Raw genomic sequence first — 25726 nt, forward strand, 5'->3', positions numbered from 1 at the left:
CTGGGCCGTGTCTCAGTCCCAGTGTGGCTGATCATCCTCTCAGACCAGCTATGGATCGTCGCCTTGGTAGGCCTTTACCCCACCAACTAGCTAATCCAACGCGGGCCCATCCAAAGGCGATAAATCTTTGGTCCGAAGACATTATCCGGTATTAGCTCAAATTTCTCTGAGTTATTCCGAACCTAAGGGCAGGTTCCCACGCGTTACGCACCCGTGCGCCACTATCACCGAAGTGATCGTTCGACTTGCATGTGTTAGGCATGCCGCCAGCGTTCGTTCTGAGCCAGGATCAAACTCTCAAGTTTGTGTCACTTACCAATCCAGCACGATCCGAAGATCGCCATCCAGATAAGCAAGAGCATCAAGGAGCCGATACCTGCACTGTCAAACGTAATGGATACGAATGGACATGTATCATCACATGGAAAACGTGGAGTTTCCCAAGGATGTGGCATCGACTTGGTTACCGGTTACCGGAGCCTTGAGGTCCCCGGACCGGGCGCCGTCGCCCACATGTCCCTTCATCAAAAATCAACAATGTCAAAGAGCCACTCAACAAAAGAGGCGGACAACTGATCGATCCCCGATTTACACCGGGGGACCGGTTGTCCACATTTGTTGGCGACCGAAGCGGTGGGAGCCAGTTAGAAACCGTCATCACCGCGTCGGTGAGAGGCCATATATGTGGGGTGTTGATTCGGGTCAACGGGTTTTTGCAATTTTATTTCACGAAGTTTATAAACCCATGAAAATAAACGAGTAAATCTTCCACTTTTGGCCATTGGGGGTGTTTGGGCGACGAATCACGAAGGGCGTTGCCGAGGCATTCCCGAGGGCAATTCCCAGCATCCCTTTGGAAGATTGGCAAATCTTCACTTTTGTCGGCTATTCGGGCTCTCAGAGGTCCAATGCAAACCAACCAGACATCATCCATGGAATCGTCAGAAACACCTGCAACCACCGATCTGGCCGGGCGCGTGCGTAGTGCGCTCGCGTGGCGTTGGGGTTCGCAAGTGGCGGCGCAGTTCATCACCTGGGCATCCACTATTGCCGTTGTGCGGCTACTGTCGCCTTCCGACTACGGGCTGTTCGCTATGAGCCAGGTCGTGGTGACGGCGCTGGCCTTCCTGAATGGATACAGCTTCGCGACATCGCTGATTCAGGCCCGCGAGGTGGATGCGCGTCGTATCGGGCAGGTATTCGGGCTGCTGTTGCTGTTCGCGGGCGGGCTGGCGCTGGCGCAGGTGCTGATCGCACCGCTGGCGGCGGACTATTACAACCAGCCGATGGTGGCGCATATATTACGGGTGCAGGCGCTGCTGTTCCTCACCACACCCTTTATCGCCCTACCCACCGCCTTACTGCAACGGCGGCTTGAGTTCCGCAGTCAGGCCTATGTCAGCACGGCCAGTGCGATTATCTCCGCAGTCACTGCATTCGTCCTGGCATGGTTCGGGTTCGGCATCTGGGCGCTCGTGTGGGCACCCCTCGCCGGATTCGTGAGTCGCGCCATCGGGCTGACGATTGCCGCGCGCCTGCTGGTGAAGCCGGTCTTCAACTTCCGCGGCGCGCGAGAGATCATCTCCTTCGGCGGAGCGCTGACGCTGTGCCAGATGTTCTGGATCATCCAGAGCCAGAGCGACATCTTCATCGCAGGCCGCAGCTTCGGCGCTCACGAACTGGGCCTGTATTCAGAGGCGCTGTTTCTTACCCTGATCATCACCGGGCGTTTCCTCCCCCCGATCAACGATGTTGCCTTCCCGGCCTATGCCGAGTTGCATCAGCAGGGCAAAAGTCTCGCGCCCAGCTTCCTGCGGACGATGCGGACCGTCGCACTGGTCACTACGCCCTTATATGTAGGGCTGGCGCTGACGGCCGAACCAGCGGTGATCACGCTGTTCGGCCCCAAATGGGCAGACATGGCGCCAATCGCGGCGGGTCTGTCGCTGGCAATGCCGGCAATGGCTTTGCAGATCGTGTGCAGCCCGGCGACCAACGCGATGGGCGATGCGCGTATATATGTCATCACCAGCGCTGCCGGGGCGATCATTATGCCGGCGACGTTCCTGATAGGGATCGCTTACGGGCCGACCGGGCTGGTCCATGCGTGGTGGGTTGCGGCGCCCCTGTTGCTGGCAGTGACGCTGGCTGTGACATTACCCGCGGTCAGAGTCTCGTTGGGCAAATTGATTGCCGAGTTACTACCTGTCGCCATCGCCTGCGGTGTGATGGCGCTGGCGGTGACAGCGGTGGAACGCATGGCGCCGCCAATGGCGCCGATTCTCTTGCTCGCCCTGCTCGTTCCGGTTGGCGGCCTGGCCTATTGCGGAACCCTGTGGTTCGGATGGCGCTCTGTCGTGCGCGAAACCTGGGCCATGCTCAGGCAGCGCACGCCTCAGCCATCCGTTTCAGCGCCAGCCGATCGAACCACCACCATGCAGGATGCGCCCGCGGAGTAAATTGCGGGAGATATTGCGGATAAAGCGACGACAATTGCCGCGGCAGGCCAACCGGGCCCTCGCCCTGCATGATGTCGCTGATAATGCGGTTCTGAAAATGCCGCACCGCATAGTTGATCATGCGGCGATACTGGATCGACAGGCTAGCCGGGTTCATCCGCGTCGGTTCGCACAGGAAGCCTGCATCGGGGCACGGCGCCACCCCGGCCTCGCTCCAATGGCTCTCATTCTTCAGATCGGCCTTGGCGAACGCCGCCAACAGGCCATCGTCCCCCACCAGATCGTCAGGCAAACGGATACCGCCTGCCCGCATCCGCGCGACGAAATTGCCCCGCAATGCATAGAGATCGCCGAACATATTGTGATCGCGCATAATCATCTCGCGATAATAGGAAGCCCGACGGCCATTGCAGGGCAGGCCAGCGGCGGCATTGGCCGTGGGGTTATCGGCAAGAGTGCGCGCAAGTGCAGCGAGCGATCCGGGCCGAACCTCCGCATCGCCATCGACGAAGACATATGTCTTCGCCTCCAGTCCGGCGCTGTCGAGCACGAATCGGTTCCAGCTGCGCGACTTCCCGCCTTCGGCATATTCATGGACGGTCACACCGGCAAACTCGCGCGCAATCTGCGCGGTGCGGTCGGTGCTGCCATTGACCACCACATGCACCGCCACATCGGCTGCATCGAGCGGCAGGCTGGCAAGGCACGCAGCGATACGCCGTTCTTCGTTATGGGCCAGGACTGTCACCACGATCGGGGGCATTCGCAAGGCTCCTTATGCTCGCTCTGGTTATGCTCGCTCTGCGCTTGTTCTGGTCGTTGTAGAGCGAACCGGCATTATCTGCCATGTCATTCGGGCAGAGCCTTTGGGAGAGGGCCATGATTGCAACTCTATTGCTAACCGTTGCTGCGTCCGGGCTGGCACTGCCGCTTGCCCCGCCACCTGCGTACTCGCGAGCAGACCGATGTCACCGCGGACGATGTAAACAGGGCGTCGATTGCCGGGAAGCTGTCTTTGGCTCACAACGTCGTGATCGATCGGATGCAGTTGCATTCGATGCCGATCGCATTTGCCGATGCCCCCGCGTTTGCCGCGCTGGGATATGGCGACAAGCCCGCGTTGATTCTGGGCATGGAAAGCCTGCGCCTGTTCGACCGTGTGGCCATCGATTTCGCCCAACGGAAGGTGTTGTTCGACATGCCCGCCGGTTCAATGCGTGACAACCGAATGCGACCGGGCTGATTCGCCTGCCTTGTCCGGCAGACAGGTTGTTTAACCGGCCATGCGCCTCCACATGAAGGCAATGCCACCCGATCAGCCCGCCCCGACACCCGCCGATCACGATGGCTGGGCCACCCTGCGGCGCTTCCTGCCATATCTGTGGCCGAAGGACCGGCCCGATCTGAAACGACGAATCGTGGGCGCGATGGTGCTGGTGCTGCTGGCCAAAGCAGTGACGCTGGCAACGCCGCTGGCGATGAAGAAGGCAGTCGATACGATGGCCGCGCAGGGCAATCCGATGGTGTGGGCTGCGCTCAGCTTCGTCATCGCGTTTGTCGCCGGGCGCTTCCTCAGCAGCGCATTCGACCAGTGCCGCAATATCGTGTTCGAACGTGTCGGGCAGGATGCGACGCGCAAACTGGCGGAAGATACGTTCGACCGGCTCCACCGCCTCAGCCTGCGATTCCATCTGTCGCGCCGCACCGGCGAAATCACCAAGACCATCGAGCGCGGGACCAAGAGCATCGATACGATGCTCTATTTCATGCTGTTCAACATCGTGCCGACAGCGATCGAGCTGATCGCCGTAGCGGTGATTTTCTACACTCTGTTCGGTGCCGGGCTGGTGCTGGCGACCGCAATCACCGTGGTCGTCTATATTGCCCTCACCCGCTGGATCACCGAATGGCGCACCGAACTGCGCCGCCGGATGAACGAACTGGACGGCACCGCACTGGCCCGCGCGGTCGATTCGCTGCTGAATTACGAGACGGTGAAGTTCTTCGGCGCCGAAGCGCGGGAGAAAGAACGCTATGGCAGCGCCGCCCGCGAATATGCGGAAGCGGCAGTCAAATCCGAAAATTCGCTCGGCCTGCTCAATATGGCGCAATCGCTGGTGATGAACGCGCTGATGCTGTTCGCGCTGGCATATACAGTGTGGCGCTGGAGCAAGGGCGACCTGACCGTAGGCGATCTGGTCGCGGTGCAGACATATCTGACGCAATTGTTCCGCCCGCTCGATATGCTGGGCATGGTTTATCGCACGATCCGGCAGGGGCTGATCGATATGGCGGCGATGTTCCGCCTGATCGATATGCCGGTGGAAGTGGCCGATGCACCGGGCGCGCCCGCGCTGATAATCCGCGAACCGCGCGTGACATTCGACAACGTCGTGTTCGGATACGATCCCGACCGCACGATCCTCCACGGCCTCAGCTTCGAAGTGCCTGCCGGGGGGCATGTCGCGATTGTCGGACCTTCGGGCGCAGGCAAATCGACTATCGCGCGGTTGCTGTTCCGCTTTTACGATCCGTGGCAGGGTCGTGTGCTGATCGATGGGCAGGACATCCGCGAAGTATCGCAGGAATCGGTGCGCGCCGCGATCGGCATCGTTCCGCAGGATAGCGTGCTGTTCAACGATACCATCGGCTATAACATTGCCTACGGACACGATGGCGCCACGCAAGAACAGGTGGTGGCCGCCGCGCGCGGGGCCGCGATCCTGCCGTTTGTCGAACGATTGCCACAGGGCTTCGATACCGAAGTGGGCGAACGCGGGCTGAAGCTGTCGGGTGGAGAGAAACAGCGCGTCGCCATTGCCCGCACGCTGGTAAAAGATCCGCCGATTCTGCTGCTCGACGAGGCAACCAGCGCGCTCGATTCGCGTACCGAGCGCGATATCCTCGCCACCCTGCACCGGGTCAGCGCACACCGCACCTCGATTTCCATCGCCCACCGGCTGTCGACGATTGCCGATGCCGACACGATTCTGGTGATGGAGGCAGGGCAACTGGCCGAACAGGGCAGCCATGCCGATCTGTTGCGCCGCGACGGGCTCTATGCCGAAATGTGGGCGCGGCAGCAGGCGGAAAGTACCGTGCAGGCGGAAGCCGCAGAATAATGCGCGGGGTTGTGCTGCACTGCACAATAATGCACTAGCGCCGATGTAACAGTGCCGTGGCATTGCGCGGCGGGCCGTCTCAGGCAGCTGATAAAACAACAGAACAACAGGTATTCGGATATGTTTTCACCTGCCACGCTGAAACGCGACTGGCTCGCTCAGCCACGTGCCGATATTCTCGCCGGGGTGGTCGTGGCGCTTGCGCTGATCCCCGAAGCAATCGGTTTTTCGATTATCGCCGGGGTAGATCCGCGGGTCGGCCTCTATGCTTCGGTGGCGATTGCGCTGGTTATTTCATTCACTGGCGGGCGGCCGGGCATGATCTCTGCCGCCACTGCCGCCGTGGCGGTGCTGGTGGTGCCTCTGGTGCGCGATCACGGGGTCGAATATCTCTTCGCCGCGACGATCCTGATGGGGGTGTTTCAGGCGCTGGCAGGCCTGATGCGACTCGACCTGCTGATGCAGTTCGTCAGCCGCTCGGTCATTACCGGGTTCGTCAACGCATTGGCGATCCTGATTTTCATGGCGCAATTGCCGCAACTGACCAACGTGGGGTGGGAAACCTATGCGATGGTCGCGGTCGGGCTGGCGATTATCTATACCCTGCCCCGGCTGACTACGGCGGTCCCCTCTCCACTGGTCGCTATCGCAGTGCTGACGGCATTTGCCATCGCCACCGGCGCGCCGGTCAATACAGTCGGCGATATGGGCACATTGCCCGATGGCCTGCCCAGTTTCGCACTGCCGGATATCCCGCTGACATGGGACACGCTGGCGATCATCGCGCCTTATTCCGCGACGATGGCAGCGGTCGGTCTGCTCGAATCGCTGCTCACTGCTCAGATCGTCGATGACATGACGCATACCGATTCGAACAAGCGCCGGGAATGCGCCGGGCAAGGTGCCGCCAATATCGCCGCAGCCTTCTTCGGCGGCATGGGCGGTTGCGCGATGATCGGACAATCGGTCATCAACGTCACGTCGGGCGGCCGCGGGCGGCTGTCGACCTTTACCGCAGGCGCGACGCTGCTAGCCGGACTGGCTCTGGTCGGTCCCTGGCTGGCGCGGATTCCGATGCCTGCACTGGTGGCCGTGATGATTATGGTCAGCATCGGTACGTTTAGCTGGAACTCGATCTCCAACCTGCGTCACCATCCGTGGCCTTCCTCGGTGGTGATGCTGGTGACTGTCGTGACTGTTGTCACCACGCACGATCTCTCGATCGGGGTGCTGGCGGGCGTGGTGCTGTCGGGCATCTTCTTCGCCGGGAAGGTCCGCCGGATGTTCGCGGTGGAGCGTGTGCGCGAAGCGGACCGTGCGGTCTATATCGTGACCGGGCAGATATTCTTCGCGTCGGTCGATCGCTTTATCCGCTCACTCGGCCCGGAGAGCACGCAGCCCGACCCGTCGGATCACGTGGTGATCGACGTGAGCGGAGCGCATTTCTGGGATATCTCAGCGGTCGGCGCGCTCGATAAAGTGGTCGAACGGATGCGCCGCAATGGCCGCAGCGTTCAGGTGCTGGGCCTCAACACCGCCAGCGCCGATCTGGTCGACAAGTTCGCGCTTACCGACAAGACCGGCGTGGAAATCGGCCTGGCCCCGCATCCGTGAGGGTGGAGGCGGTCCGCGTCAGCAGCGGGCCGCCCCACCATCACCCGACGAAACGCATCGCGACATCGCATCGCGCATAGCGAGAGCCATATTGCGCCATGATTTCGGCATCGTGATCAAATCCGTGCTTTTCATACAGGTGGATCGCGGGGGCGCACCTGCTGCTGGTCAACAGATAGAGCGGATCGGCCCCCATCGCCCGCGCCCGTGCAATCGCAGCGTCGAGCAGGAATTCACCGGCCTTCATCCCACGCACCGATTCGCGCACACCCATCTTGGTCAATTCCACACCTGAAGTGCCGGATCGTTGCAGCGCGCAAGTGCCCACAATGCCCAGACCGGGCGCCTCGACGAACAGCACCGCCCCGCCGGGATCGACGATTTTCGTCCGGGGGTTTTCCAGCACTTCGATATCGACCGGTTCCAGCGTGAACATCTGTTCGATCCACACCGCATTGATGTCGTAAAAATGGTGGGCCAGCGAATCGTCGAATTCGCGAATTCGCAGTCCGCCCGGCTGTGCCCGACTCGCCCGTTCGGCAATCGATCCTTCATCCAGCGCTGCCTCTATCGCGGCGATCTGGTCGAGGAACGAGCCTGACGCACCGGCCATCAATTCTTCTGCTGCCATGCCAATGCGCGACCACATGTCATGCGTCGCCCGGTGGGCTGCATCGCGCCCTGCTTGCGTCAATTCGACCAGCCGGGTGCGCTGGTCTGCGGCGGGCGCATCGGTCAGAATATCCAGCTTGGCCAGTTGATTGACGCTGCGCGTCACGCCGGGCTGGCTGACCCCGATTTCCTCCGCCAGTTGCCCGATAGTGCGCGGCCCCGCCCGCAAGGCGGCCAGCACGGCCATATGCCCCGGCTGCAACGGCAGCCCGGCATCGGCAATCACACTGGTTGCGCCCGCCTGCATTCGTTCGGCCAGCCGCTTTAACCTGCTGCCCAGAAATGACGGCCCCATCTCGGCAATAACATCACGCATCATATGCTCCATACCACGTTATATAACGCGGTATGGATATCGCTCTTGCTGTCAAGCTCCTTTTCGTATTGCCACCTGCCGGGCAATATCGATCAGAGGATATACTTCGACAGGTCGCTGTCTCCGGCCAGATCGGCCAGCCGTTCGCGCACGTAATCGGCGTCGATCGTCACAGTTTCGCCCTTATGATCTTCCGCCTCGAAGCTGAGTTCTTCGAGCAGCTTTTCCATCACGGTCTGCAAACGGCGGGCCCCGATATTCTCGACGCTTTCGTTCACTTGCGCGGCGATGCGGGCGATTTCGGCAATCGCATCGTCGCCCAGTTCGAGGGTGACGTCTTCCGTGCCCAGCAGCGCCTTGTACTGCGCCACCAGATTGGCGCGGGTTTCGCTGAGGATGCGGACGAAGTCTTCCTCCGTCAGCGCGCGCAGTTCGACGCGAATCGGCAGGCGGCCCTGCAATTCGGGCAGCATGTCACTCGGCTTGGCGAGGTGAAACGCGCCGCTGGCGATGAACAGCACATGGTCGGTCTTCATCGGCCCATATTTGGTCGAAACCGTGGTCCCTTCGATCAGCGGCAGCAGATCGCGCTGCACGCCTTCGCGGCTGACCGATCCGCCGCGCACGTCGCTGACGGCAATCTTGTCCACTTCGTCGAGGAAGACGATCCCGTTGTGCTCCGCATTTTCCAGCGCGACACGGGCCACGTCGTCCTGATCCATTCGCTTTTCGGCTTCTTCGTCGACCAGCTTGTCCCACGCATCGGGGACTTTCAGCTTGCGCCGCTTGGTCGGGGTCTTGCCCATCGCCTTGCCGAACATGTCGGACAGGTTGATCATGCCGACATTGCCGCCCATCCCGCCGATATCGAACGGCATCTGCGGCGCTTCTTCGACTTCGATTTCGACTTCGACGTCGTTCATCGCGTTATCGACGATGCGCTGGCGAAAACTCTCGCGGGTCGCTTCGCTGGCGCTGTCACCCACCAAAGCACTCAGCAGACGGTCCATCGCCGCATTGCTGGCTGCCTCGCGCACGGCTTCGCGGCGACGGTCCTTTTCGAGACGAATCGCCTCTTCCACCAGATCGCGGGCAATCTGTTCGACATCGCGCCCGACATAACCGACTTCGGTGAACTTGGTCGCTTCCACTTTCACGAACGGCGCTTCGGCCAGTTTGGCGAGGCGGCGGCTGATCTCTGTCTTGCCGCAGCCGGTGGGGCCAATCATCAGGATATTTTTCGGCGTCACTTCGTCGCGCAGATCGGGCGACAGACGCTGGCGGCGCCAGCGGTTCCGCAGTGCCACGGCGACTGCGCGTTTGGCCTCCTTCTGGCCGATAATGTGCGCGTCGAGCGCTTCGACGATGGCTTTGGGGGTGAGATTGTCGGTCAAGATAATCGCCTTGGTTTTATGGTGTATCGCGCCGGATCGCATCCGGGATGCAGCCGAAGCTGCAAAGGTAAAGAGTCAGACGGTTTCCAGCGTCACCTGATCGTTGGTGAACACGCACACCTCTGCGGCAACCGCCATTGCGCGGCGGGCAATCTTTTCGGCATCGTCTTCGTAATCGGAGAGCGCCCGCGCGGCAGACAGCGCGAAATTGCCACCCGATCCGATAGCCGCAATGCCGCCTTCGGGTTCCAGCACATCGCCGTTGCCTGTCAGCACCAGCAGGGTATCCGCATCGGCTACGATCATCAGCGCTTCGAGATTACGGAGGTATTTGTCCGTCCGCCAGTCTTTCGCCAATTCCACCGCGGCGCGCATCAGTTGCCCGGAATATTGCTCCAGCTTCTTCTCAAGCCGTTCGAACAGCGTGAAGGCGTCGGCGGTGGCTCCGGCAAATCCGGCGACAACCGCGCCGCCCTTGCCGATGCGCCGCACCTTGCGGGCATTGGGTTTCATCACGGTGTTGCCCATGGAAACCTGACCATCGCCCGCAACCACGGTTTTGCCGTTGCGTTTCACACCGATGATGGTGGTGCCGTGCCACGGGGTCAGCCCGTGTGAATCGTTTCTGTCGCTCATGCCGCGGGATATGGGCTTGCGCGGCGCGGCTTCAAGTCAGGTGCCGTTCGGGCCGCCGCCCGTGCGCTGGCCCGGACCTGCCCCGGCGCCGACCTGCCCGATATTGCCGAACAGATCCTGGAAGAAACCGCGGTGGCGCCCCAGCGTGGGTGTTTCGGCCCCATCGGGCCGCAGATAGACCACTTTGTCCATGCCCGTGCGATCGACCGCAACGACATTGCCCGCCGCGTCGAACTTCACTGCCAGCACCGATTGATCGATGATGCGCGGGCGCACGAACGGCTTACGCCCCGTCACGCTCGACACGTAATACCATGTCGGCTGGCCATATTCGCTTTTAAAGCTGGGATCGCCCAGCGTACCGGCGACCGATGCCTGATTATCGATCCCCGGCTGCACGGCCGAGGTCAGCGTTTCATCGACCATATAACCGCGATGTTCCTTGATCGAAGCGCAACCCGAAACGGCCAGCGCCGCCGCCAGCGCTACGCCTGCCAGGATGGTCCGTTGTACGCTCATCGAAAATCCTCTTGTATTCCCGCCAAAAAAGGCGCGGGCGCCGGGCACCCGAAACATTCGTCCAACCCGCCTTAGGGCCGCCTGCGCGCGCTGGCAATCGCCGGTTGGCGCATGACTGTGCCCGGCGCGATGCAGATGCGTGGTTGAATTGCGGCTGAATGTCGCCGAAATGGCGCCAGACATGAGTATCTTTGCCCGCCTGTTCGCCCGCAAGCCCGATCCGCGCGAAGCTTTGCGCCCGCTGTGGAACGCTGTCGTCGCGGAAGCGCGCCGCCCGTTGTGGTATGCCGATGGCGGGGTGGCCGATACGGTTACCGGGCGCTTCGATATGGTCTGCGCGGTGCTGGCGACAGTATTGCTGCGGATGGAGCGCGATGCCGGACTGGAACGCGAATCGGTGATGCTCACCGAACTGTTCGTGCGCGATATGGACGGGCAATTGCGCGAATTCGGCGTGGGCGACGTGATCGTGGGCAAACGCGTGGGCAAGCTGGTGGGCGCGATGGGCGGGCGTCTCGGTGCTTACCGCAGCGGACTGGCTGGCGACGATGCGGAGCTGGCGGAAACGGTCCGGCGCAACATCACTCTGCTGGACAGTGCGGACACAGCGCTGATCGCCAACGGCCTGCGCGCGCTGGCCACACGCCTGGACATGACCGCAGATCCAGCCTTGCTGGCGGGCGAGATCGCCGCATGAGCGAAGCTCTGCCTCCGCCGCCCGAATTCAGTCGCATGGTGAAGGTGCGCCCGCACCCGCCGGAAGCGCTCACCATCGAAGCAAGCGACAGCGAGCGCGCGGCGCTGGCGCAGCGATTCGGCATTGCCGCCATCGATTCGCTGGTGGCAGTGGCCCGCTTTGCCGAAGATGGGGCGAACGTCTCTGTCGAGGGAACGGTCGACGCAGCGCTGGTTCAGGAATGCGCGGTCGCGGGCGATCGCTTCCCGGTGAAAGTGGCAGAGAGTTTCTCCGTCCGCATGATCCCGCCGGTACGCCATCCGACAACGCCCGATGAAGAGATCGAGCTGGACGAAGACGATCTCGACGAAATCGAGTTCGACGGCGAAAGTTTCGATCTGGGCGAAATCGTGGCGCAAACGCTTGCGCTCGCCATCGACCCTTACGCCGAAGGGCCGAATGCCGAGGCAGCTCGCAAGGAAGCCGGTATCGTCAGCGACGAAGAACCGCAGGACGGCCCGCTGGCCGACCTGCTGCGCGGATTGAAAAAGAACTGACGCGCCCCGTTCGAACCCGGAACGGGCTCAGAACGGGATATCGTCTTCCAGATCGTCGTAGTTCGAGCCGCCGCCGGAACCACCGGACGCGCCGCCCGACGAACCGCCACCGCCCTGGCCCCAGTTGCCGCCACCGCCGCCCGAGCCACCGCCCGAACCGCCACGGTTCCAGTCACCGCCGCCGCCGCCATTGCCGCCACCGCGCTGGCCACCGCCACCGGGCGCACCGTCGAGCATCGTCAGCGTGCCGTTGAAGCCACGCAGAACGATTTCGGTCGAATAGCGGTCGTTACCCGACTGGTCCTGCCACTTGCGGGTCTGCAACTGGCCTTCGATATAGACCTTGCTGCCCTTACGCAGATAGTTTTCGGCCACATTGACCAGACCTTCGGAGAAGATCGCCACGGTGTGCCATTCGGTGCGTTCCTGCCGCTGCCCATCGCGATCCTTCCACGTTTCGCTGGTGGCGATTCGCAGGTTGCAGACTTTGCCGCCGTTCTGGAAGCTCCGCACTTCGGGGTCCGCGCCGAGGTTCCCGATCAGCATTACCTTGTTGAGTGACCCGGCCATGTTCGATTCCTTTAAGCAAATTCGACCGGCGGCTTAACCGATGGCGCCAGCGCTGGCCACCCGTGGCGGCGGCGATTCCCACATCGGGTTACGACGTGCGCCGGAAAGCAGGCCGGTTGCCCGGCTACAACCCCAGCGCCACTGCGGTCCAATACGTCAGCCCGGCGAATATATAGGCGAGCGCAAACAGGTAGCCGAGCATGAACATCGGCCATTTCCACCCGTTGGTTTCCCGCCGCACAACAGCGATGGTGGACAGGCACTGCGGCGCGAACACGAACCATGCGAGGAAAGCCAGCGCCGTTGGCAGGCTCCATCGGGAGGAAAGCTGCGATGCAAGGCCCGCTTCTGTAGCGGCCTCGTCGTCCTCCGGCGCATCGACCGCATACGTCGTCGCCAGCGAACTGACGGCCACTTCGCGCGCGGCCATCGCCGGGATCAGCGCCAGCGCGATGTCGCGGTTGAAGCCGATCGGTTCGACCACCACGGCCAGCCCCTTGGACAACTGCCCCGCGATCGATGCATCGACCTGGCTCTGCCCCGGTTCGGCACGCGGAAAGCTGAGCAGAATCCACAGCACCACAGTGACAGTGAAAATGATCGTCCCCGCGCGGCGCAGGAACACCCATGCGCGCTGCCACAGGCCGATCAGCAGATCGCCCAGATGCGGCAACTGGTATCGCGGCAATTCCATGATGAACCCACTGGCGGCCCCTTTGGTAACCGAACGGCGCAGCACGAGTGCCACCGCCATCGCACCGACAATGCCCGCTACATACAGCGCGAACAGCACCAGCCCCTGCAACCCGATAAAGGCGAAACCGCTGGGGCCGACTTTCACTTGCGGAATAAAGGCCGCGATAATCACGGCATAGACCGGCAGGCGCGCCGAACACGTCATCAAAGGCGCGATCAGGATCGTGGTCAGGCGGTCTTTCGGATCGGCAATCGAACGGGTCGCCATGATGCCGGGAATGGCACAGGCAAAACTGGACAGCAGCGGAATGAAGCTGCGGCCCGACAGCCCCACACTCTGCATCATGCGATCCATCAGGAACGCCGCGCGAGCCATATAACCGCTGGCCTCCATCGCCAGAATGAAGGCGAACAGGATCACGATCTGCGGCAGGAACACCACGACCGACCCGACCCCTGCCAGCACGCCCTGCGTCACGAAATCGCGCAGAATTCCGCCAGGGAAAGTCGCCACCACCCAATCGGATATCGCCGCGATCAATGCCTCCAGCGCATCGGCAAATGGCGTGGCCCAGGCAAACACCGCCTGAAATACCACGAACAGGAAAGCGAACAGGATCAACGGCCCGATCCACGGATGCAGCAGGACTTTATCCAGCCCGGCGTGGAGGCGGCGCTCGGTGGTTTCCGAAAGAATCGCTGCCTTGGCGATATTGGTTGCGGCCAGTCTTCGTTCGGGCAGAGTCAGATGCGGGCGCTCGTGCGGCTCGCCCGGTTCCACCCGCGCTTCTGCCCTGGCGATAGCGTCGATCAGTTCAGCGATCCCGCGCCGCCGCACCGCCACGGTGGGCACCACCGGCACGCCCAACGACGATGCCAGCGCCGCCGGATCGAGCACCAGCCCGTCCCGCTCCGCCAGATCGACCATGTTGAGCGCGACCACTGTCGGGCGACCCAGCGCGATCACTTCCTGCGCGAAGACCAGATGTTGTTCGAGATTGGCCGCATCGAGCACCACCACCAGCACTTCGGGTGTCGCTTCGCCTGCAAACTGGCCGTGAACGACCTTGCGCGTTACTTCTTCATCGGGGCTGGTCGGATCGAACGAATAGGCGCCCGGCAGATCGATCAGATCCATCGGCTCGCCAGTGGGCAGGACAATCCGGCCCGCCTTCCGTTCCACGGTCACGCCCGGATAATTGGCGATTTTCTGACGTGCGCCGGTCAGCGCGTTGAACAGCGCGCTTTTCCCGGCATTGGGATTGCCGACCAGCGCGGCAATGCGAGAACCGGTCATAGTGGTTCGACCTCCATCGCGGCGGCATGAACGCGACGGACGGCAACAGTCATCCGCCCGACAGTGATCGCCAGCGGATCGCGGCCGCCGAATACACCGCGATGCGCCATGCCAACACAGGCCCCTTCATCGATGCCAAGCGCGCGCAGACGCGCGCCCTCGTCAGGAGCAAAGCGGTCCCAATCGACCGATACGATGCGCGCCGATGCGCCGCGTGCGAGAGCTTCCAGTGTCACGAGCCGGCTGGTGCCAGATGCGCGTGCTAATTGCAATTCATTATCAATAGAGAATTCGTGCAATCTTACCTGCCCCCCGCCTGCCACTGCCCGCCCAATATCATCGCGATGCGGGCGCACGGGGCTAGCATGGCGAAGCGCTGCACCGATTTGCGCTACCGCAAAAAGTGCGGATCAGCGTGCCGGGTAACGTAAACGGCCCAGAAAGCGGGATATGCTGAAGCGCTGGTCGTCGCCTTTCAGCAATTGCGCCTTGGCCTTTTCGAACCGCATCACGCCATCGATTCGCCGGTCGAGGAAAGCGCGGGTTTCCGCCTTTTCTTCGGTTTCGTCATTAGCGAACACTGCCAGCGTGGCGGCATAGATCGAAGAGAGGATCGCGCGCTTGGTATAATGATTGTAATCGGTGGCGGTATCGCCCGCCATGCGCCACATCTTGTCTGCGCTGGACCAGCCGAGCTTGCCGGCGCGGACCACGTTTTGCGGCATCGCCATGATCGCCGTGGCCCGCCGCAACGCCTCTTCCCGCCCGGCAATCGCATCGAGCCGGGCAAGCACAAGAGCGGTAATCTTTTCCCGAATCTTCATCGTCGCCAGCTTTCCCGGCGGCAACGCCTCCGCCATCGCCAGATCGACCGTGCCGATCCACGCGGCGATCATGTCCATCGCTCCGCCCGGATAGGCGAGTCGGGCAACATCGACATCGGCCCCCGCCATCTCTGCCGCCGCGACCAGCGACGCGTCGCTCCACCCGTCGAACGCAGCCGAATCGGCAATCGCCGGCGCCAGCGCCAGCGCCAGCTCGTCCAGCGTCATATCGGAAACGGGGATAGCGGCAGCACTCACAGGCCGGGACCGTAGGTTTTCGAGGGCGTTTCGCCGCGTTCGGATTCGGCCTGATTGATCGCGTCGATCACGCCTGCCGATTTGCTGAGCAACTGCGCGTAATCGCGCGCGGAACGGCCCGAATTGTCCGTCCGGTCGGCGTTGGCACCATGCTTCAGCAGCAGGCGAATCATCGGGATATTGCGCTGATGCACGGCATTGATCAGCGGGGTTTCGCCGGTATCGGTCTTGTCGTCGATATTGGCGCCTTTGTTCAGCAGACGCTCTGCCCCTTCGACCCAGCCCAGGTTGACTGCCAGCCCCAGCACAGTGGCGCCATTATAGGCCGAAATATTGGGATTGGCCCCCTGATCGAGCAGGAAACGCAGCCACACTTCGTCGCGCCGCTGGACCACCGTGAACAGCGCGGTCTGCCCGGTCGACTGATCGCGCGCGTTGATCACTGTGCTGCCCGGTGCCTTCAGGTATTTGGTCGCGCCGTCGCCATCGCGTTCCTTCACCGCTTTCAGAAACTGGTATCCATCCGAAAACTGCTGCGCCATCACGGGCGGCGCGCCGAACATCAACGCAGCCGCCAGTATCAGGCCGGTCTTGCGAAGGGCGGTACGGGACATTTCATCGATCTCCATAAAAACCAGCCAGCGGTCGAAATTCGCACGATCGCACTTGTCGTGAGCCGGTTAGCAGACCATGAAGCGATGCGCCATGCTGCGTAAGATCAAAACCCCGCTCGCCCTGTCCTTCACTCTCGCGTTGTCGCTCGCTGTTGCGGGCTGCGACGGGCCGCCCAAAACTCCGCTCGATCAGGCTCCGCTGGCCGGCGCGGCCATCGGCGGACCGTTCACGCTGACCGATCAGAACGGCAAGCCGCGGAAGTGGAGCGATTTTCGCGGCAAGTTCACTGCGATCTATTTCGGCTACACCTTCTGCCCCGACGTGTGCCCGGTCGACATGCAGCGGACCGCGCAGGGCATCGCGCTGTTCCGCAAGGAACATCCCGATCTGGCAGACCGGGTGCAACAGGTGTTCGTCACTGTCGATCCCGCCCGCGATACACCGGAAAAAGTCGGCCAGTTCGCCGCTGCATTTGGCAAGGATATCGTCGGCCTGACCGGATCGCCCGCCGAAATCGAGAAAGCGGCCAAGGAATTCAAGGTATTCTACGAAAAGGGTAAGGACGAAGGCGACGGCGCCTATCTCGTCAACCATTCCAACGTCACCTATCTGTTCGGGCCGGAAGGGCAGCCGGTCGCCACGCTACCGACCGATCTTGGCGCGAAAGATATCGCCAAAGAGCTTGCCAGGTGGGTGCGTTGAGAGATCGCTTCTGGGAACTGCCGCTGGCCGACCTGACTCGCGCGGAGTGGGAGGCATTGTGCGACGGGTGCGGCCGGTGCTGCCTGCACAAGCTGGAAGATGAAGAGAGCGGCGCGATCGAATATACCAACGTGGCGTGCAAACTGCTCGACACGCAGACCGCGCAGTGCAGCAACTATCGCAACCGCAAGGCATTCGTGCCCGATTGCCTGCGACTGACCCCCAAACTGGTCCGCGCCGTCGGCTGGCTACCGCATTCGTGCGCCTATCGCCGCCGCGAGGAAGGGCGCCCGCTGGCCGACTGGCATTACCTGATCAGCGGCGACCGCGAAGCAGTGCACCGGCGCGGCCCCGGTGTGGCAGGCAGGGTGGTCAGCGAAACCGACGCCGGGCCGCTGGAGCATCATATCGTGTCGTTCGACGATTTATCGGGCGGACCCACCCCGTGATCGACTGGTTGCGCCGCCCGCAGAGCGACCCGACGGTCGACATCGCGGGGCGCACACTGCCGGTCGAAATCACCCGCAACCGCCGCGCCCGCCGTCTGACCATGCGACTGGCCCCCGATGGCAACGCGGTTCGGGTTACGCTGCCCAACTGGTGCCGCACGGCGGAGGCGCTGGCTTTCGTCCACGCACGTACCGCATGGCTGGCCCAACAGATCGCCAAAGTGCCTGAACGCCGCCCGCCCGCACCCGGCGGCACACTGAGTTATCGCGGGGCGGAGCTGGCGATCGACTGGTGCGCCGACGCCCCGCGCACCCCCGCGCTGACCAATGATCGGGTGACCATCGGCGGCCCACGCGACAACCTGCCCGCCCGCCTGCAACGCTGGCTGGAGCGGGAGGCGATGCATCTGATGGCGAGCGATCTGGCGTTTTATGCCGACCGTGCCGGGATCGAGACGCCCAAACTCGCGCTCAGCCGCGCGCAGCGGCGCTGGGGCAGTTGCTCCACCGCGGGCATAGTGCGAATCAACTGGCGGCTGGTACAGGCCCCCGATGCAGTGCGCCGCTCGGTCGTGGCACACGAAGTGACCCACTGCCTCCATTTCGACCACAGCCCGGCCTTCCACGCCGCGCTGCGGGCGATATTCGATGGCGACATTGGCGAGGCCGATGCATGGATCAAGGCGCATGGCCGCACACTCTATGCCAGCTTCGGGTAATAAGCGGGAAGCACCGCGCGCCGTCATTGCGACCTGGCAATCCGTCTACCGCACCTCGCCTCCATCGCAACTGTTGCACTGGAAGGGGGCGTCGGGCGGAAGATTGTCACACGAAGGCACGAAGAGGGTTTGGTTCAGGAGCAGGACGCACTGCCAATGGCTGGCCAAAACTATCGCGTGCATCCCCGCCCCTCGTCATTGCGAGGAGCCATAAGCGACGTGGCAATCCATGGCACGCCCTCGCCTCCATCACATCCGCCGCGATGGGCGCAACCGCCGCGTCATGGATTGCTTCACTGCCGTCGCAATGACGAGAGAAGGGGGTTTCGGCTCCGGGCCTTTGCATAGCGGCAGGCGCTGGCGGATGGCAGGAACAGCGCCAGAAATGCCGCTTCGCTTCCCGGTCACTAGCCGAACCGGCGCTTTGCCCCTATCTTGCCGACCATGCGTGTATTGCATCGCCTTAACCCCGGCCCCGGATTCGCGGATTTCTGGTCTGAATTCAGACGGCCCAACCCCTATCGCTGGCCGATCCTCGCGGTATCGATACTGGCCACATCGTCGCTGCTCTATCTGTTAAGCAGCGACGCGCAGCGGCCCAATCTGCTGGTGGCGATCATCCTGCTGGCATTCGGCGCAGTGGCTGTGACGATGTTCGTGATCGCCCGCATCCGGCTGCGCTGGGGCATTCTGGCGATTGCCGCGCTGATCGCCGCGATCCCGATGTACCAGTTCGCCAAGTTCCGCGTGATCGGCCCCGGCCCCAAGGCGGACGTGACATGGATCACCACTTTCGCGCCGGATCGCACAGACGAAGAAATCATGCAGTCCAACATCGCCGCGCAAAAACGCGCCGATGAACGCGCCGCGCTGGAAAAACAAAGCGAGGAACGCAAGAAAGATCTCTACCGCGCGCTGGGCCGCGCCACCGGGGTCGATGTCGATGCGATCCAGAAACAGATCGACGCGGAAGAGGCACAGGAAAAAGCCGCCGCCGAAGCGGAGCGCAAGCAATTGCGGGAAGAAATGGGCGAAAGCGCCCAGCCCGGCCAGTGAAGCGGCCCATTGCGTGGCCGATAGTCTGACCCCTTCACCGACCGCCGATCACGCCAGCGACCGTCGCTGGCTGGCCACCGCCGCCCGGCTGGCGGGGCGCGGCAGACCGCTCAGCCGCCCCAACCCCGCTGTCGGCTGCGTGATCGTGCGCGATGGCGTCGTGGTTGCCCGTGGCTGGACCCAGCCCGGTGGCCGCCCCCATGCCGAAGCGATGGCGCTGGCGGCTGCGGGGGATGCGACACGGGGCAGCACGATCTACGTCACACTGGAACCATGCGCCCATATCAGCGTACGCGGCCCCGCCTGTGCCGATCTGCTGGTCGCCGCACATCCGGCGCGGGTCGTGGTCGGCACACTCGATCCCGATCCGCGCACATCGGGCAAAGGCATGGCCCGCCTGCGCGATGCCGGGATTGCAGCGGACCACGTGCCCTCTGGCGAAGCGGAAGACAGCCTGTCCGGATACCTGATGCGCCAGCGCGCCGGGCGGCCGCACGTCACGCTGAAGCTGGCGATGTCGCTCGATGGCTGCATCGCGCTGGCCGATGGCACATCGCAATGGATCACCGGACCGGCGGCGCGCGCGCATGTCCATGCTCACCGGGCGCAGGCCGATGCCATTCTCGTGGGCGGCGGCACATGGCGCAATGATCGCCCCCGGCTGGACGTGCGCCTGCCGGGGATCGAACAGCGCAGCCCGCAACGCTGGATTCTGACCCGTGGCCCCGCGCCAGAGGGTGCGCTGGCGCTGCCTTCCCCGCAAGATATCGCCGCAATGGCAGGTGTGCAGTATCTCTATGTCGAAGGTGGCGCGCAGACCGCCGCGGCTTTCCTCGCCGCCGATCTGGTCGACCGTATCGAGCTGTACCGCGCGCCAATCGTCGTGGGCGATGGTTTGCGGGCGGTCGGCGCGGTCGGCCTCACCGATCTGGCCGCTGCCCACGGGCGCTGGCAATTCGAAGAGAGCTGCCAGCTTGGCAGCGACAGCTACACGGCCTATCGCCGCACACGCAGCAGTTGAGGAAGTTACCATGTTTACCGGGATCGTCACCGCCATCGGCACAGTGGAAAGCGTGGAACAGCGCGGCGATCTGCGCCTGCGTATCGCGTGCCCTTGGGATCCGGCGAAGATCGCCATCGGCGCATCGATCTCCTGTTCGGGCGTGTGCCTGACAGTCATCGAACGCGGCGGCGAACCGGGCGCGGCATGGTTCGCGGTCGATGTATCGGGCGAAACCGTCGCCTGCACCGCCGCGCACAAGTGGAAACAGGGCGCGAAGCTCAACCTCGAACCCGCGCTGAAAGTGGGCGACGAACTGGGCGGTCATATCGTGACCGGCCATGTCGATGCCGTGGGCCGCGTGGCGCATTGGGAACCGGAAGGCGATTCGATGCGCGTCACCATCGATGCGCCCCCCGCGCTGGCCCCGTTCATCGCCGCCAAAGGATCGATCACGGTCGATGGCGTGTCGCTGACGGTGAATTCGGTGGAGGACCGCCCTGACGGCGCGGTCCATTTCGGCCTCAACATCATCCCCCACACCGCCGAAGTGACCACTCTGGGCGAACTCAGTCAGGGTTCCGAAGTGAATCTGGAGATCGATACCGTGGCCCGTTATCTGCAAAGGCTGGAAAGCCTGCGCGGGTAAGGCATCAGGCGACAATACCGCATTAAAGCTTCTCGTCATTGCGAAGAGTCGAGGGCGATGCGGCAACTCATGGACGGACGCCCGCGCGCCTCACAACCGCCGCGGCAATGGCGGGCCTCGGCCCATGGATTGCTTCACCTGCGGTTCGCAATGACGAAGTGAGGGAGCAACAATCACTTACGGATTCGTCGTTGCGCCTGTCATAACACCGTCGCAATTCGTGCACTTGAAACACCCGATTGCACCCGCCGTCTACATGATCGCCAACCACCGCAACGGCACACTTTACACCGGCGTCACCTCCAATCTGGTGAAACGCATCTGGCAACACCGCGAAGGTACCATCGAGGGTTTCACCCAATGTTACGGCTGCAAACGGCTCGTCTGGTTCGAACACCATGCGACGATGGAACACGCGATCGCACGGAAGAAACGGATCAAGGCCGGCCCGCGTAAGCGCAAGATCGCTCTGATTGAAACGGCCAATCCCAACTGGCGCGACCTGTGGTTCGATATCTGCCGGTGATCGTGCTGCACGGATGACGCCATTGGGTGGTCGCCATGGTGAAGGGGAGAACAGGATGCCTCCCCACCCCTCGTCATTGCGAGAAGCCGCAGGCGACGTTGCAATCCATCGCCAAACGTCCGCCGCCCTCACAACCGCCATGATGACATCAGACCCCAGTCCACGGATTGCATCACCAGCGGCCCGCAATGACGGACCAGGCGCGGCACCGTCCTCGCAGCACCCCGCCGCTTTCCTACACGCGCGGGTGGTGCGACAATCGCCGCCCGCTCTTTCTCAATGTGCAAGCTACCACGGTTCACCGCGCGCTGTTCGTAATGCAGAGGCCGAAAGTCACACACGACTGCGACTCTGCCTAAAGCAAAGTCCACACCCGACACGCGCGAAAACGCCCGCTCACCCTCGGGGCAGGCAGCGAAAGTCACAGCTTTCAAAACTGCAAGGAGCGGTCCACCGATATGTGGACTTCGCCCCCCCGCAATGAGGCCCCGGCGATCAGACGGAAACGGCGGCCACTGCGTCGATGAACTTGTCGATGTTGCCCATGGTCAGGCCCGCCACGTTGATGCGACCGGAACCGGCCATGTAAATGGCGTGCTCGCTCCGCAGCGTGGCGATCTGATCCTTGCTCAGCGGCAGCATGGAGAACAGGCCGTTCTGAATGCCGAGCGGGGTCATATCGACCGCACCCGCCGTTCCGGCAGCGGCCAGCCGGTCGCGCACCTGACGCATCCGGGCGCGCATGGTGTCGAGTTCGTCCAGCCACATCGTAGTGAGCACGGGATCGGTCAGGATCAGGCGCACCGCCGCACCGCCGTGATCGGGCGGCATCGACCAGTTGGCGCGCGCCAGCGAAGCGGCGTTTGACATGATCGCATCGAGCTGACCCGGCTCCTTCGCCATAACGTAGAACGCGCCCACGCGATCGCGATAGAGGCCAAAGTTCTTGTCGCAGCTATAGGCGATCAGCGCTTCGGGCACCGATGCCAGCACCTTACGCAGGCCATAGGCATCCTCTTCCATCCCGTGGCCGAGGCCCTGATAGGCGACATCGATGATCGGCAAGGCCTTGCTGGTGGCCAGCGCGGCGGCAATCGCATCCCACTGTTCGGGGGTGTAATCGATCCCGGTGGGGTTGTGGCAACACCCGTGCAGCAGGATCGCGTCACCCTCTTCCGCATTGCCAATCGCGGCCAGCGCGGCATCGACATTGGCGGTGCCATCGTCGTTGTCATGATCGAATGCGACCATGTCGAGCGGCAGGTCGGCCAGGATCTGCGCGTGGTTGGGCCAGCTTGGTGTGCCCATGAACACCCGGCGAATGCCCGCTGCCCTGGCCAGTGCCACGGCAAGGCGCACCGCGCCGGTGCCGCCGGGCGTCTGCATCCCCTGAATGCGCCCGCCCATCGACGGGTCTTCAGCGCCGAAGATGTAAGGCATCAGCGCCTCGACGAAACCCATGTCCCCTTCGGGGCCGAGGTACGCCTTCGAATCCTGCTCATCCACCAGCTTGCGTTCGGCGGCCTTGATCGCAGCGAACACAGGGGTATCCCCCTGCCCGGTGCGATAGACCCCGACCCCCAGATCGACCTTGTCGGGCCGCGGATCGGCAGCATAGAGCTTGATAAGCGCGAGCAGCGCATCGGGCGATTGAGCTTGGAGACGGTCTAGCATGACGTTCGTCCCCATACTCCATGCAGATGGGGCCGCAACAGCAAACCCGTCGCGGCCCCATGCAGGCGATGCAGATTTTCTTGAGGTATGCCTAGAACGGCAACCAGCGCTGCTTGTGGGAGAACTTCATATACCCGGCGTTGACCCCCAGCCGCAGCCCGGCACCGACGCGAATCGGGATGATGACGACATCGCCCCAGCGCATATACGAAGCCGTCAGCCCGCCCACGACATAGGCCTGCCCCTCTGCCGCGGGGAAGCGTTTGAACAGGTCTTCGGTATCGTAGAGGTTATAGACCAGAATGAAGGTGTTGCCGGCATTGGCCCCGGCATCGAACCCGATCGACGGGCCGGTCCAGTACACCGGTTGTTTGCCCTCGACCTTGTGGAACAGCGTTCCCGAACCATAGCGCGCGCCGATCACGAACGCCCCGCTCGCCTCGCGCCCGACGATATAGGCATTGGGTTCGCCCTGCTTGGCAAGGATGTTCTGGATCATCCGCGCCAGCCCTTCGGCCCCCTTGCCGAACACGCCCTCTGCCGCGCCGATCAGGTCGTCCTGCTTGTAAGTCGTGCCTTGCGCGGATGCGGTGCCGGGTTCGGCTGCCGCCTGCCCTGCGGCAGTCGATGGATCGGGCGACGTGACCACTGGGTCGGCCCAGCTTGGCGCAACCTCGGGATTGGTGCTGTTCGCGACGCTGCTATCCGCCGGGGCCGGGGCCGGGGCCGGCGCGGTCGTCGGCGTTTGCGCGTTATAGGGTGTCGGTTCGCCCGGCTGTTCGAGATCGGCATCGACCGCATTGTTCGGGTCAATGGTTTCAATCGATTGCGCCATGACCGGCGTTGCCGCGATCGCGGCACCCGCCGCCACGGCGATCCATGCGCGGCGCAGCGCTTTGAGAGTGCGGCTCATGCTGTCCCTCCGTCCGGCCCGGCCCCTGTGGCCGGTGCAGCAAATATCCAGTTCGCAACAGAGTCCTTCGCGGCTGAAGCGACAATGAACCGGCGACGAATCGAATCGCTTTTGCGGCGAACCGAGTCCAGCCGCTCTCTACATCGCACTCTGCCGCATGGGGCACCCGATCCGCGCTGCAAGTCATTGTAGCACAACGCAGGCAAAAACGATGCAACGTGCCCCTTGCCGCCCCCCGCCCCCCTCGCTATAGGCCGCCGCTCGCTAGCTGCGATCCGGAGACGTGGGTGAGTGGCTGAAACCAGCTCCCTGCTAAGGAGCCATACCTCTATCGGGGTATCGAGGGTTCGAATCCCTCCGTCTCCGCCACCTTTCGTTGAAATCAACGAATTAACAGCCAAATCCGAAGACTTACCCCTTCCTTTCCCTCATAGGATTTGGGCACGATCCAATGGCCGATCGGTTCGATTTGATCGCTTGGCGGCGCTTGCTTGTTGGCGACTGCGGATTGGTTCGTTGTTGAGACTAGCCTGATCGAAGTCTTCGGATACATATAGCCGCATGTATGTGAATCTCGAAAATCAACTCCCTGACAACGTCCTTCGAATTGTCGTCGATACGGAAGGCCCTGTTCGGGCCGAAAACGCTGTCGAATGGGCGCTAAGTATTGTTCGCTATCTTCAGTCGATCCGAGTTGGCGACGGCGAACCCGATATCGAAGTTCGTCACCTTGGATACGGTTCAACGGCTCTTGAACTTGTGTTCCTAGGTGCCGCCGCATTCGCTGGCGTAGGAATGTTCGCTTTGGAATTGAAGAAGTCTCTTGAAGCGGGCGACGTTCAGACTGCCCAAGTTACCCGTAATTTTGCCGAAAATTTCGGCGGTCAGACCGTAACGATAATCTGTGCCGATCGCGAACCGATAACAGTTCAAATCGCGGATATGCCCGGTCAACCGACCGAAGCGACTGGCAGAGCGTCGGGCAGTTCGAGCGCTCTAGGATATGGGGGAGACCCGATCGGAGGGGATTCCGCTTCGCCGGTCGTCAACGATGACGAAGACACCTTCGAAGCTTCAGGCCGAATCGTCACAACGCACGGCGGACGCTTCGCTGTTTTCCGCACCGGCCAATCGGAATATGTCGTTTCCTCGCCCCTCGATTTGATCGATCGCGTGCCGATCGGCGAAGATATCGTTGTAACGGCTTCGCATCCGAATGGAGACGCGAGCCATATCGAAATCAGCGATTGGCGAATGGCGAGCGACGATCACATTGATTGGGAGAACGAAGAAGGTTTGCCGGGCATTCAAGTTGAAAAGCTAAATGCGATCGAACAACGTAACCAATGGAAGGGGTTTGGAACGTCCGATGATTGGGAAGGTGAAACCGACTATCGAACGAAGATTCCCGAAATTAAGGGCGAATATCCAAGCCCCGATAGTTTGACGCCCCCGCTTAGCAGCGAAGCGAGGGTCATTGATGCAGCGGACGCGCATCTGCATCCATTCGTCAAACTCGCCGGGCACTTTGGAACCGCATCAAACGCCGTTCTCTATTTCGGAACTGACAAGCTTTATGGCCCCGTAGCGAACCCCGATGATTATTGGGAAGTCGAAGGACCGGTATTCGCGAAGATTAAGATCGAAAGCGCGGCATCGGAGAACAAGGTCGTGCTTCACATCGAAAGCATAGAACCGATAGATTCGTTATAGCCCACAGAGCTATGCCCCGACCTATCAACCCGAAAATAGGCCGGGGCACGCACCGCCGTAGGGCTGTAAGGAAGGAAGAACTACGGCGGCAGGCACAGAG

At 62.4% G+C, this 25726-nt stretch carries 26 protein-coding genes, 1 tRNA gene and 1 rRNA gene; 15 read left to right on the forward strand and 13 right to left on the reverse strand.

Going from position 1 to position 25726, the window contains the following annotated elements; genetic code table 11:
* A 16S ribosomal RNA gene (locus tag CV013_RS02605) occupies positions 1-305 on the reverse strand; the annotation flags it as partial.
* 627 nt (positions 306-932) lie between these two features.
* Here CV013_RS02605 and CV013_RS02610 point away from each other — a divergent pair.
* On the forward strand, positions 933-2459 hold the full coding sequence (locus tag CV013_RS02610; protein ID WP_223805141.1) for a lipopolysaccharide biosynthesis protein: 1527 nt from the start codon (positions 933-935) through the stop codon (positions 2457-2459).
* Here CV013_RS02610 and CV013_RS02615 read toward each other — a convergent pair.
* On the reverse strand, positions 2380-3222 hold the full coding sequence (locus CV013_RS02615) for a glycosyltransferase family 2 protein (RefSeq protein WP_102153730.1): 843 nt from the start codon (positions 3220-3222) through the stop codon (positions 2380-2382). The genes CV013_RS02610 and CV013_RS02615 overlap by 80 nt on opposite strands.
* Before the next feature lie 168 nt (positions 3223-3390).
* On the opposite strand from CV013_RS02615, the gene CV013_RS02620 reads away from it, so the two are divergent.
* From CV013_RS02620 to CV013_RS02630, 3 genes are all read left to right on the forward strand, one after another.
* Positions 3391-3702, forward strand: a complete 312-nt coding sequence (locus tag CV013_RS02620) for a hypothetical protein (RefSeq protein ID WP_123639861.1) — start codon at positions 3391-3393, stop codon at positions 3700-3702.
* Between the two features lie 61 nt (positions 3703-3763).
* Positions 3764-5581, forward strand: coding sequence for an ABCB family ABC transporter ATP-binding protein/permease (locus tag CV013_RS02625; RefSeq protein ID WP_102153888.1), 1818 nt, complete (start codon positions 3764-3766; stop codon positions 5579-5581).
* A gap of 120 nt (positions 5582-5701) precedes the next feature.
* Positions 5702-7195 (forward strand): SulP family inorganic anion transporter, encoded by a 1494-nt coding sequence (locus tag CV013_RS02630; RefSeq protein WP_102153732.1) that lies wholly within the window; start codon positions 5702-5704, stop codon positions 7193-7195.
* A 40-nt stretch (positions 7196-7235) separates the two neighbouring features.
* On the opposite strand, the gene CV013_RS02635 is transcribed toward CV013_RS02630, so the two are convergent.
* From CV013_RS02635 to CV013_RS02650, 4 genes are all read right to left on the reverse strand, one after another.
* Positions 7236-8183 (reverse strand): bifunctional helix-turn-helix transcriptional regulator/GNAT family N-acetyltransferase, encoded by a 948-nt coding sequence (locus tag CV013_RS02635; RefSeq protein ID WP_232806554.1) that lies wholly within the window; start codon positions 8181-8183, stop codon positions 7236-7238.
* A 92-nt stretch (positions 8184-8275) separates the two neighbouring features.
* On the reverse strand, positions 8276-9577 hold the full coding sequence (gene hslU, locus CV013_RS02640) for an ATP-dependent protease ATPase subunit HslU (protein ID WP_102153889.1): 1302 nt from the start codon (positions 9575-9577) through the stop codon (positions 8276-8278).
* 75 nt (positions 9578-9652) lie between these two features.
* Positions 9653-10213: an ATP-dependent protease subunit HslV gene (gene hslV, locus CV013_RS02645; protein ID WP_102153734.1), complete on the reverse strand. Its 561-nt coding sequence runs from the start codon at positions 10211-10213 to the stop codon at positions 9653-9655.
* A gap of 36 nt (positions 10214-10249) precedes the next feature.
* A complete protein-coding gene (locus CV013_RS02650) occupies positions 10250-10732 on the reverse strand; it encodes an outer membrane protein assembly factor BamE (protein WP_102153890.1) in 483 nt (160 codons plus the stop codon).
* Between the two features lie 181 nt (positions 10733-10913).
* Here CV013_RS02650 and CV013_RS02655 point away from each other — a divergent pair, with 181 nt between their 5' ends.
* Together CV013_RS02655 and CV013_RS02660 are read left to right on the forward strand one after the other, a co-directional pair.
* Entirely contained in the window at positions 10914-11429 is a 516-nt protein-coding gene (locus tag CV013_RS02655; RefSeq protein ID WP_102153735.1) for a ubiquinol-cytochrome C chaperone family protein, read from the forward strand.
* Positions 11426-11965, forward strand: coding sequence for a YceD family protein (locus CV013_RS02660; RefSeq protein WP_102153736.1), 540 nt, complete (start codon positions 11426-11428; stop codon positions 11963-11965). Before CV013_RS02655 ends, CV013_RS02660 begins: the two co-directional genes overlap by 4 nt.
* A gap of 27 nt (positions 11966-11992) precedes the next feature.
* Here the strand turns inward: CV013_RS02660 and ssb are convergent, their stop codons facing one another.
* From ssb to CV013_RS02685, 5 genes are all read right to left on the reverse strand, one after another.
* Positions 11993-12535, reverse strand: coding sequence for a single-stranded DNA-binding protein (gene ssb / locus CV013_RS02665; RefSeq protein ID WP_102153737.1), 543 nt, complete (start codon positions 12533-12535; stop codon positions 11993-11995).
* Positions 12536-12659: 124 nt separating this feature from the next.
* The gene (gene feoB, locus CV013_RS02670) at positions 12660-14528 is read right to left on the reverse strand and encodes a ferrous iron transporter B (protein WP_102153738.1); all 1869 of its coding nucleotides are present in this window, start codon (positions 14526-14528) and stop codon (positions 12660-12662) included.
* Positions 14525-14764: a FeoA family protein gene (locus CV013_RS02675; protein WP_102153891.1), complete on the reverse strand. Its 240-nt coding sequence runs from the start codon at positions 14762-14764 to the stop codon at positions 14525-14527. Before CV013_RS02675 ends, feoB begins: the two co-directional genes overlap by 4 nt.
* A gap of 174 nt (positions 14765-14938) precedes the next feature.
* Positions 14939-15580, reverse strand: a complete 642-nt coding sequence (locus tag CV013_RS02680; RefSeq protein ID WP_102153892.1) for a COQ9 family protein — start codon at positions 15578-15580, stop codon at positions 14939-14941.
* Positions 15581-15606: 26 nt separating this feature from the next.
* A complete protein-coding gene (locus tag CV013_RS02685; RefSeq protein WP_102153893.1) occupies positions 15607-16224 on the reverse strand; it encodes an ankyrin repeat domain-containing protein in 618 nt (205 codons plus the stop codon).
* 76 nt (positions 16225-16300) lie between these two features.
* On the opposite strand from CV013_RS02685, the gene CV013_RS02690 reads away from it, so the two are divergent.
* The 7 genes from CV013_RS02690 to CV013_RS02720 all read left to right on the forward strand — a co-directional run bounded on the left by CV013_RS02690 (position 16301) and on the right by CV013_RS02720 (position 21326).
* Complete coding sequence (locus CV013_RS02690) at positions 16301-16927, forward strand: SCO family protein (RefSeq protein WP_102153739.1); 627 nt, start codon at positions 16301-16303, stop codon at positions 16925-16927.
* Positions 16915-17376, forward strand: coding sequence for a YcgN family cysteine cluster protein (locus tag CV013_RS02695; RefSeq protein ID WP_102153740.1), 462 nt, complete (start codon positions 16915-16917; stop codon positions 17374-17376). Before CV013_RS02690 ends, CV013_RS02695 begins: the two co-directional genes overlap by 13 nt.
* On the forward strand, positions 17373-18095 hold the full coding sequence (locus CV013_RS02700) for a M48 family metallopeptidase (protein ID WP_102153741.1): 723 nt from the start codon (positions 17373-17375) through the stop codon (positions 18093-18095). Before CV013_RS02695 ends, CV013_RS02700 begins: the two co-directional genes overlap by 4 nt.
* Before the next feature lie 444 nt (positions 18096-18539).
* Complete coding sequence (locus tag CV013_RS02705; protein ID WP_102153742.1) at positions 18540-19151, forward strand: hypothetical protein; 612 nt, start codon at positions 18540-18542, stop codon at positions 19149-19151.
* Between the two features lie 13 nt (positions 19152-19164).
* Positions 19165-20172 (forward strand): bifunctional diaminohydroxyphosphoribosylaminopyrimidine deaminase/5-amino-6-(5-phosphoribosylamino)uracil reductase RibD, encoded by a 1008-nt coding sequence (gene ribD / locus CV013_RS02710; RefSeq protein ID WP_223805143.1) that lies wholly within the window; start codon positions 19165-19167, stop codon positions 20170-20172.
* Between the two features lie 10 nt (positions 20173-20182).
* Positions 20183-20800: a riboflavin synthase gene (locus CV013_RS02715; protein WP_102153744.1), complete on the forward strand. Its 618-nt coding sequence runs from the start codon at positions 20183-20185 to the stop codon at positions 20798-20800.
* Positions 20801-21056: 256 nt separating this feature from the next.
* Positions 21057-21326 carry a GIY-YIG nuclease family protein gene (locus tag CV013_RS02720; protein ID WP_102153745.1) on the forward strand — a complete coding sequence of 90 codons (270 nt, stop codon included), beginning with the start codon at positions 21057-21059 and terminating at the stop codon, positions 21324-21326.
* A 495-nt stretch (positions 21327-21821) separates the two neighbouring features.
* On the opposite strand, the gene CV013_RS02725 is transcribed toward CV013_RS02720, so the two are convergent.
* Positions 21822-23000: an amino acid aminotransferase gene (locus tag CV013_RS02725; RefSeq protein WP_102153894.1), complete on the reverse strand. Its 1179-nt coding sequence runs from the start codon at positions 22998-23000 to the stop codon at positions 21822-21824.
* Positions 23001-23091: 91 nt separating this feature from the next.
* Positions 23092-23913: a DUF1134 domain-containing protein gene (locus tag CV013_RS02730; RefSeq protein ID WP_102153746.1), complete on the reverse strand. Its 822-nt coding sequence runs from the start codon at positions 23911-23913 to the stop codon at positions 23092-23094.
* A 277-nt stretch (positions 23914-24190) separates the two neighbouring features.
* Between CV013_RS02730 and CV013_RS02735 the strand changes: the two genes are divergently transcribed.
* Positions 24191-24282 (forward strand) — tRNA-Ser (locus tag CV013_RS02735).
* Positions 24283-24474: 192 nt separating this feature from the next.
* The gene (locus CV013_RS02740) at positions 24475-25626 is read left to right on the forward strand and encodes a hypothetical protein (protein WP_102153747.1); all 1152 of its coding nucleotides are present in this window, start codon (positions 24475-24477) and stop codon (positions 25624-25626) included.
* The last annotated feature ends 100 nt before the right edge of the window (positions 25627-25726 follow it).

The sequence above is a fragment of the Tsuneonella flava genome, from assembly GCF_002870965.1.
GTDB classification, from domain to species: Bacteria; Pseudomonadota; Alphaproteobacteria; order Sphingomonadales; family Sphingomonadaceae; genus Tsuneonella; species Tsuneonella flava.

Bases quoted from the DNA above. Each gene is read 5' to 3' on its own strand.
- feoB (WP_102153738.1), bottom strand. From the start codon at position 14,528: ATGACCGGTTCTCGCATTGCCGCGCTGGTCGGCAATCCCAATGCCGGG.
- CV013_RS02635 (WP_232806554.1), bottom strand. From the start codon at position 8,183: ATGCGTGATGTTATTGCCGAGATGGGGCCGTCATTTCTGGGCAGCAGG.
- CV013_RS02655 (WP_102153735.1), top strand. From the start codon at position 10,914: ATGAGTATCTTTGCCCGCCTGTTCGCCCGCAAGCCCGATCCGCGCGAA.
- CV013_RS02630 (WP_102153732.1), top strand. From the start codon at position 5,702: ATGTTTTCACCTGCCACGCTGAAACGCGACTGGCTCGCTCAGCCACGT.
- CV013_RS02685 (WP_102153893.1), bottom strand. From the start codon at position 16,224: ATGTCCCGTACCGCCCTTCGCAAGACCGGCCTGATACTGGCGGCTGCG.
- CV013_RS02660 (WP_102153736.1), top strand. From the start codon at position 11,426: ATGAGCGAAGCTCTGCCTCCGCCGCCCGAATTCAGTCGCATGGTGAAG.
- CV013_RS02740 (WP_102153747.1), top strand. From the start codon at position 24,475: ATGTATGTGAATCTCGAAAATCAACTCCCTGACAACGTCCTTCGAATT.
- CV013_RS02715 (WP_102153744.1), top strand. From the start codon at position 20,183: ATGTTTACCGGGATCGTCACCGCCATCGGCACAGTGGAAAGCGTGGAA.
- CV013_RS02610 (WP_223805141.1), top strand. From the start codon at position 933: ATGGAATCGTCAGAAACACCTGCAACCACCGATCTGGCCGGGCGCGTG.
- ssb (WP_102153737.1), bottom strand. From the start codon at position 12,535: ATGGCCGGGTCACTCAACAAGGTAATGCTGATCGGGAACCTCGGCGCG.
- CV013_RS02650 (WP_102153890.1), bottom strand. From the start codon at position 10,732: ATGAGCGTACAACGGACCATCCTGGCAGGCGTAGCGCTGGCGGCGGCG.
- CV013_RS02690 (WP_102153739.1), top strand. From the start codon at position 16,301: ATGAAGCGATGCGCCATGCTGCGTAAGATCAAAACCCCGCTCGCCCTG.
- hslV (WP_102153734.1), bottom strand. From the start codon at position 10,213: ATGAGCGACAGAAACGATTCACACGGGCTGACCCCGTGGCACGGCACC.
- CV013_RS02680 (WP_102153892.1), bottom strand. From the start codon at position 15,580: ATGACGCTGGACGAGCTGGCGCTGGCGCTGGCGCCGGCGATTGCCGAT.
- CV013_RS02730 (WP_102153746.1), bottom strand. From the start codon at position 23,913: ATGAGCCGCACTCTCAAAGCGCTGCGCCGCGCATGGATCGCCGTGGCG.
- CV013_RS02705 (WP_102153742.1), top strand. From the start codon at position 18,540: ATGCGTGTATTGCATCGCCTTAACCCCGGCCCCGGATTCGCGGATTTC.
- CV013_RS02720 (WP_102153745.1), top strand. From the start codon at position 21,057: ATGATCGCCAACCACCGCAACGGCACACTTTACACCGGCGTCACCTCC.
- CV013_RS02615 (WP_102153730.1), bottom strand. From the start codon at position 3,222: ATGCCCCCGATCGTGGTGACAGTCCTGGCCCATAACGAAGAACGGCGT.
- CV013_RS02625 (WP_102153888.1), top strand. From the start codon at position 3,764: ATGCCACCCGATCAGCCCGCCCCGACACCCGCCGATCACGATGGCTGG.
- CV013_RS02725 (WP_102153894.1), bottom strand. From the start codon at position 23,000: ATGCTAGACCGTCTCCAAGCTCAATCGCCCGATGCGCTGCTCGCGCTT.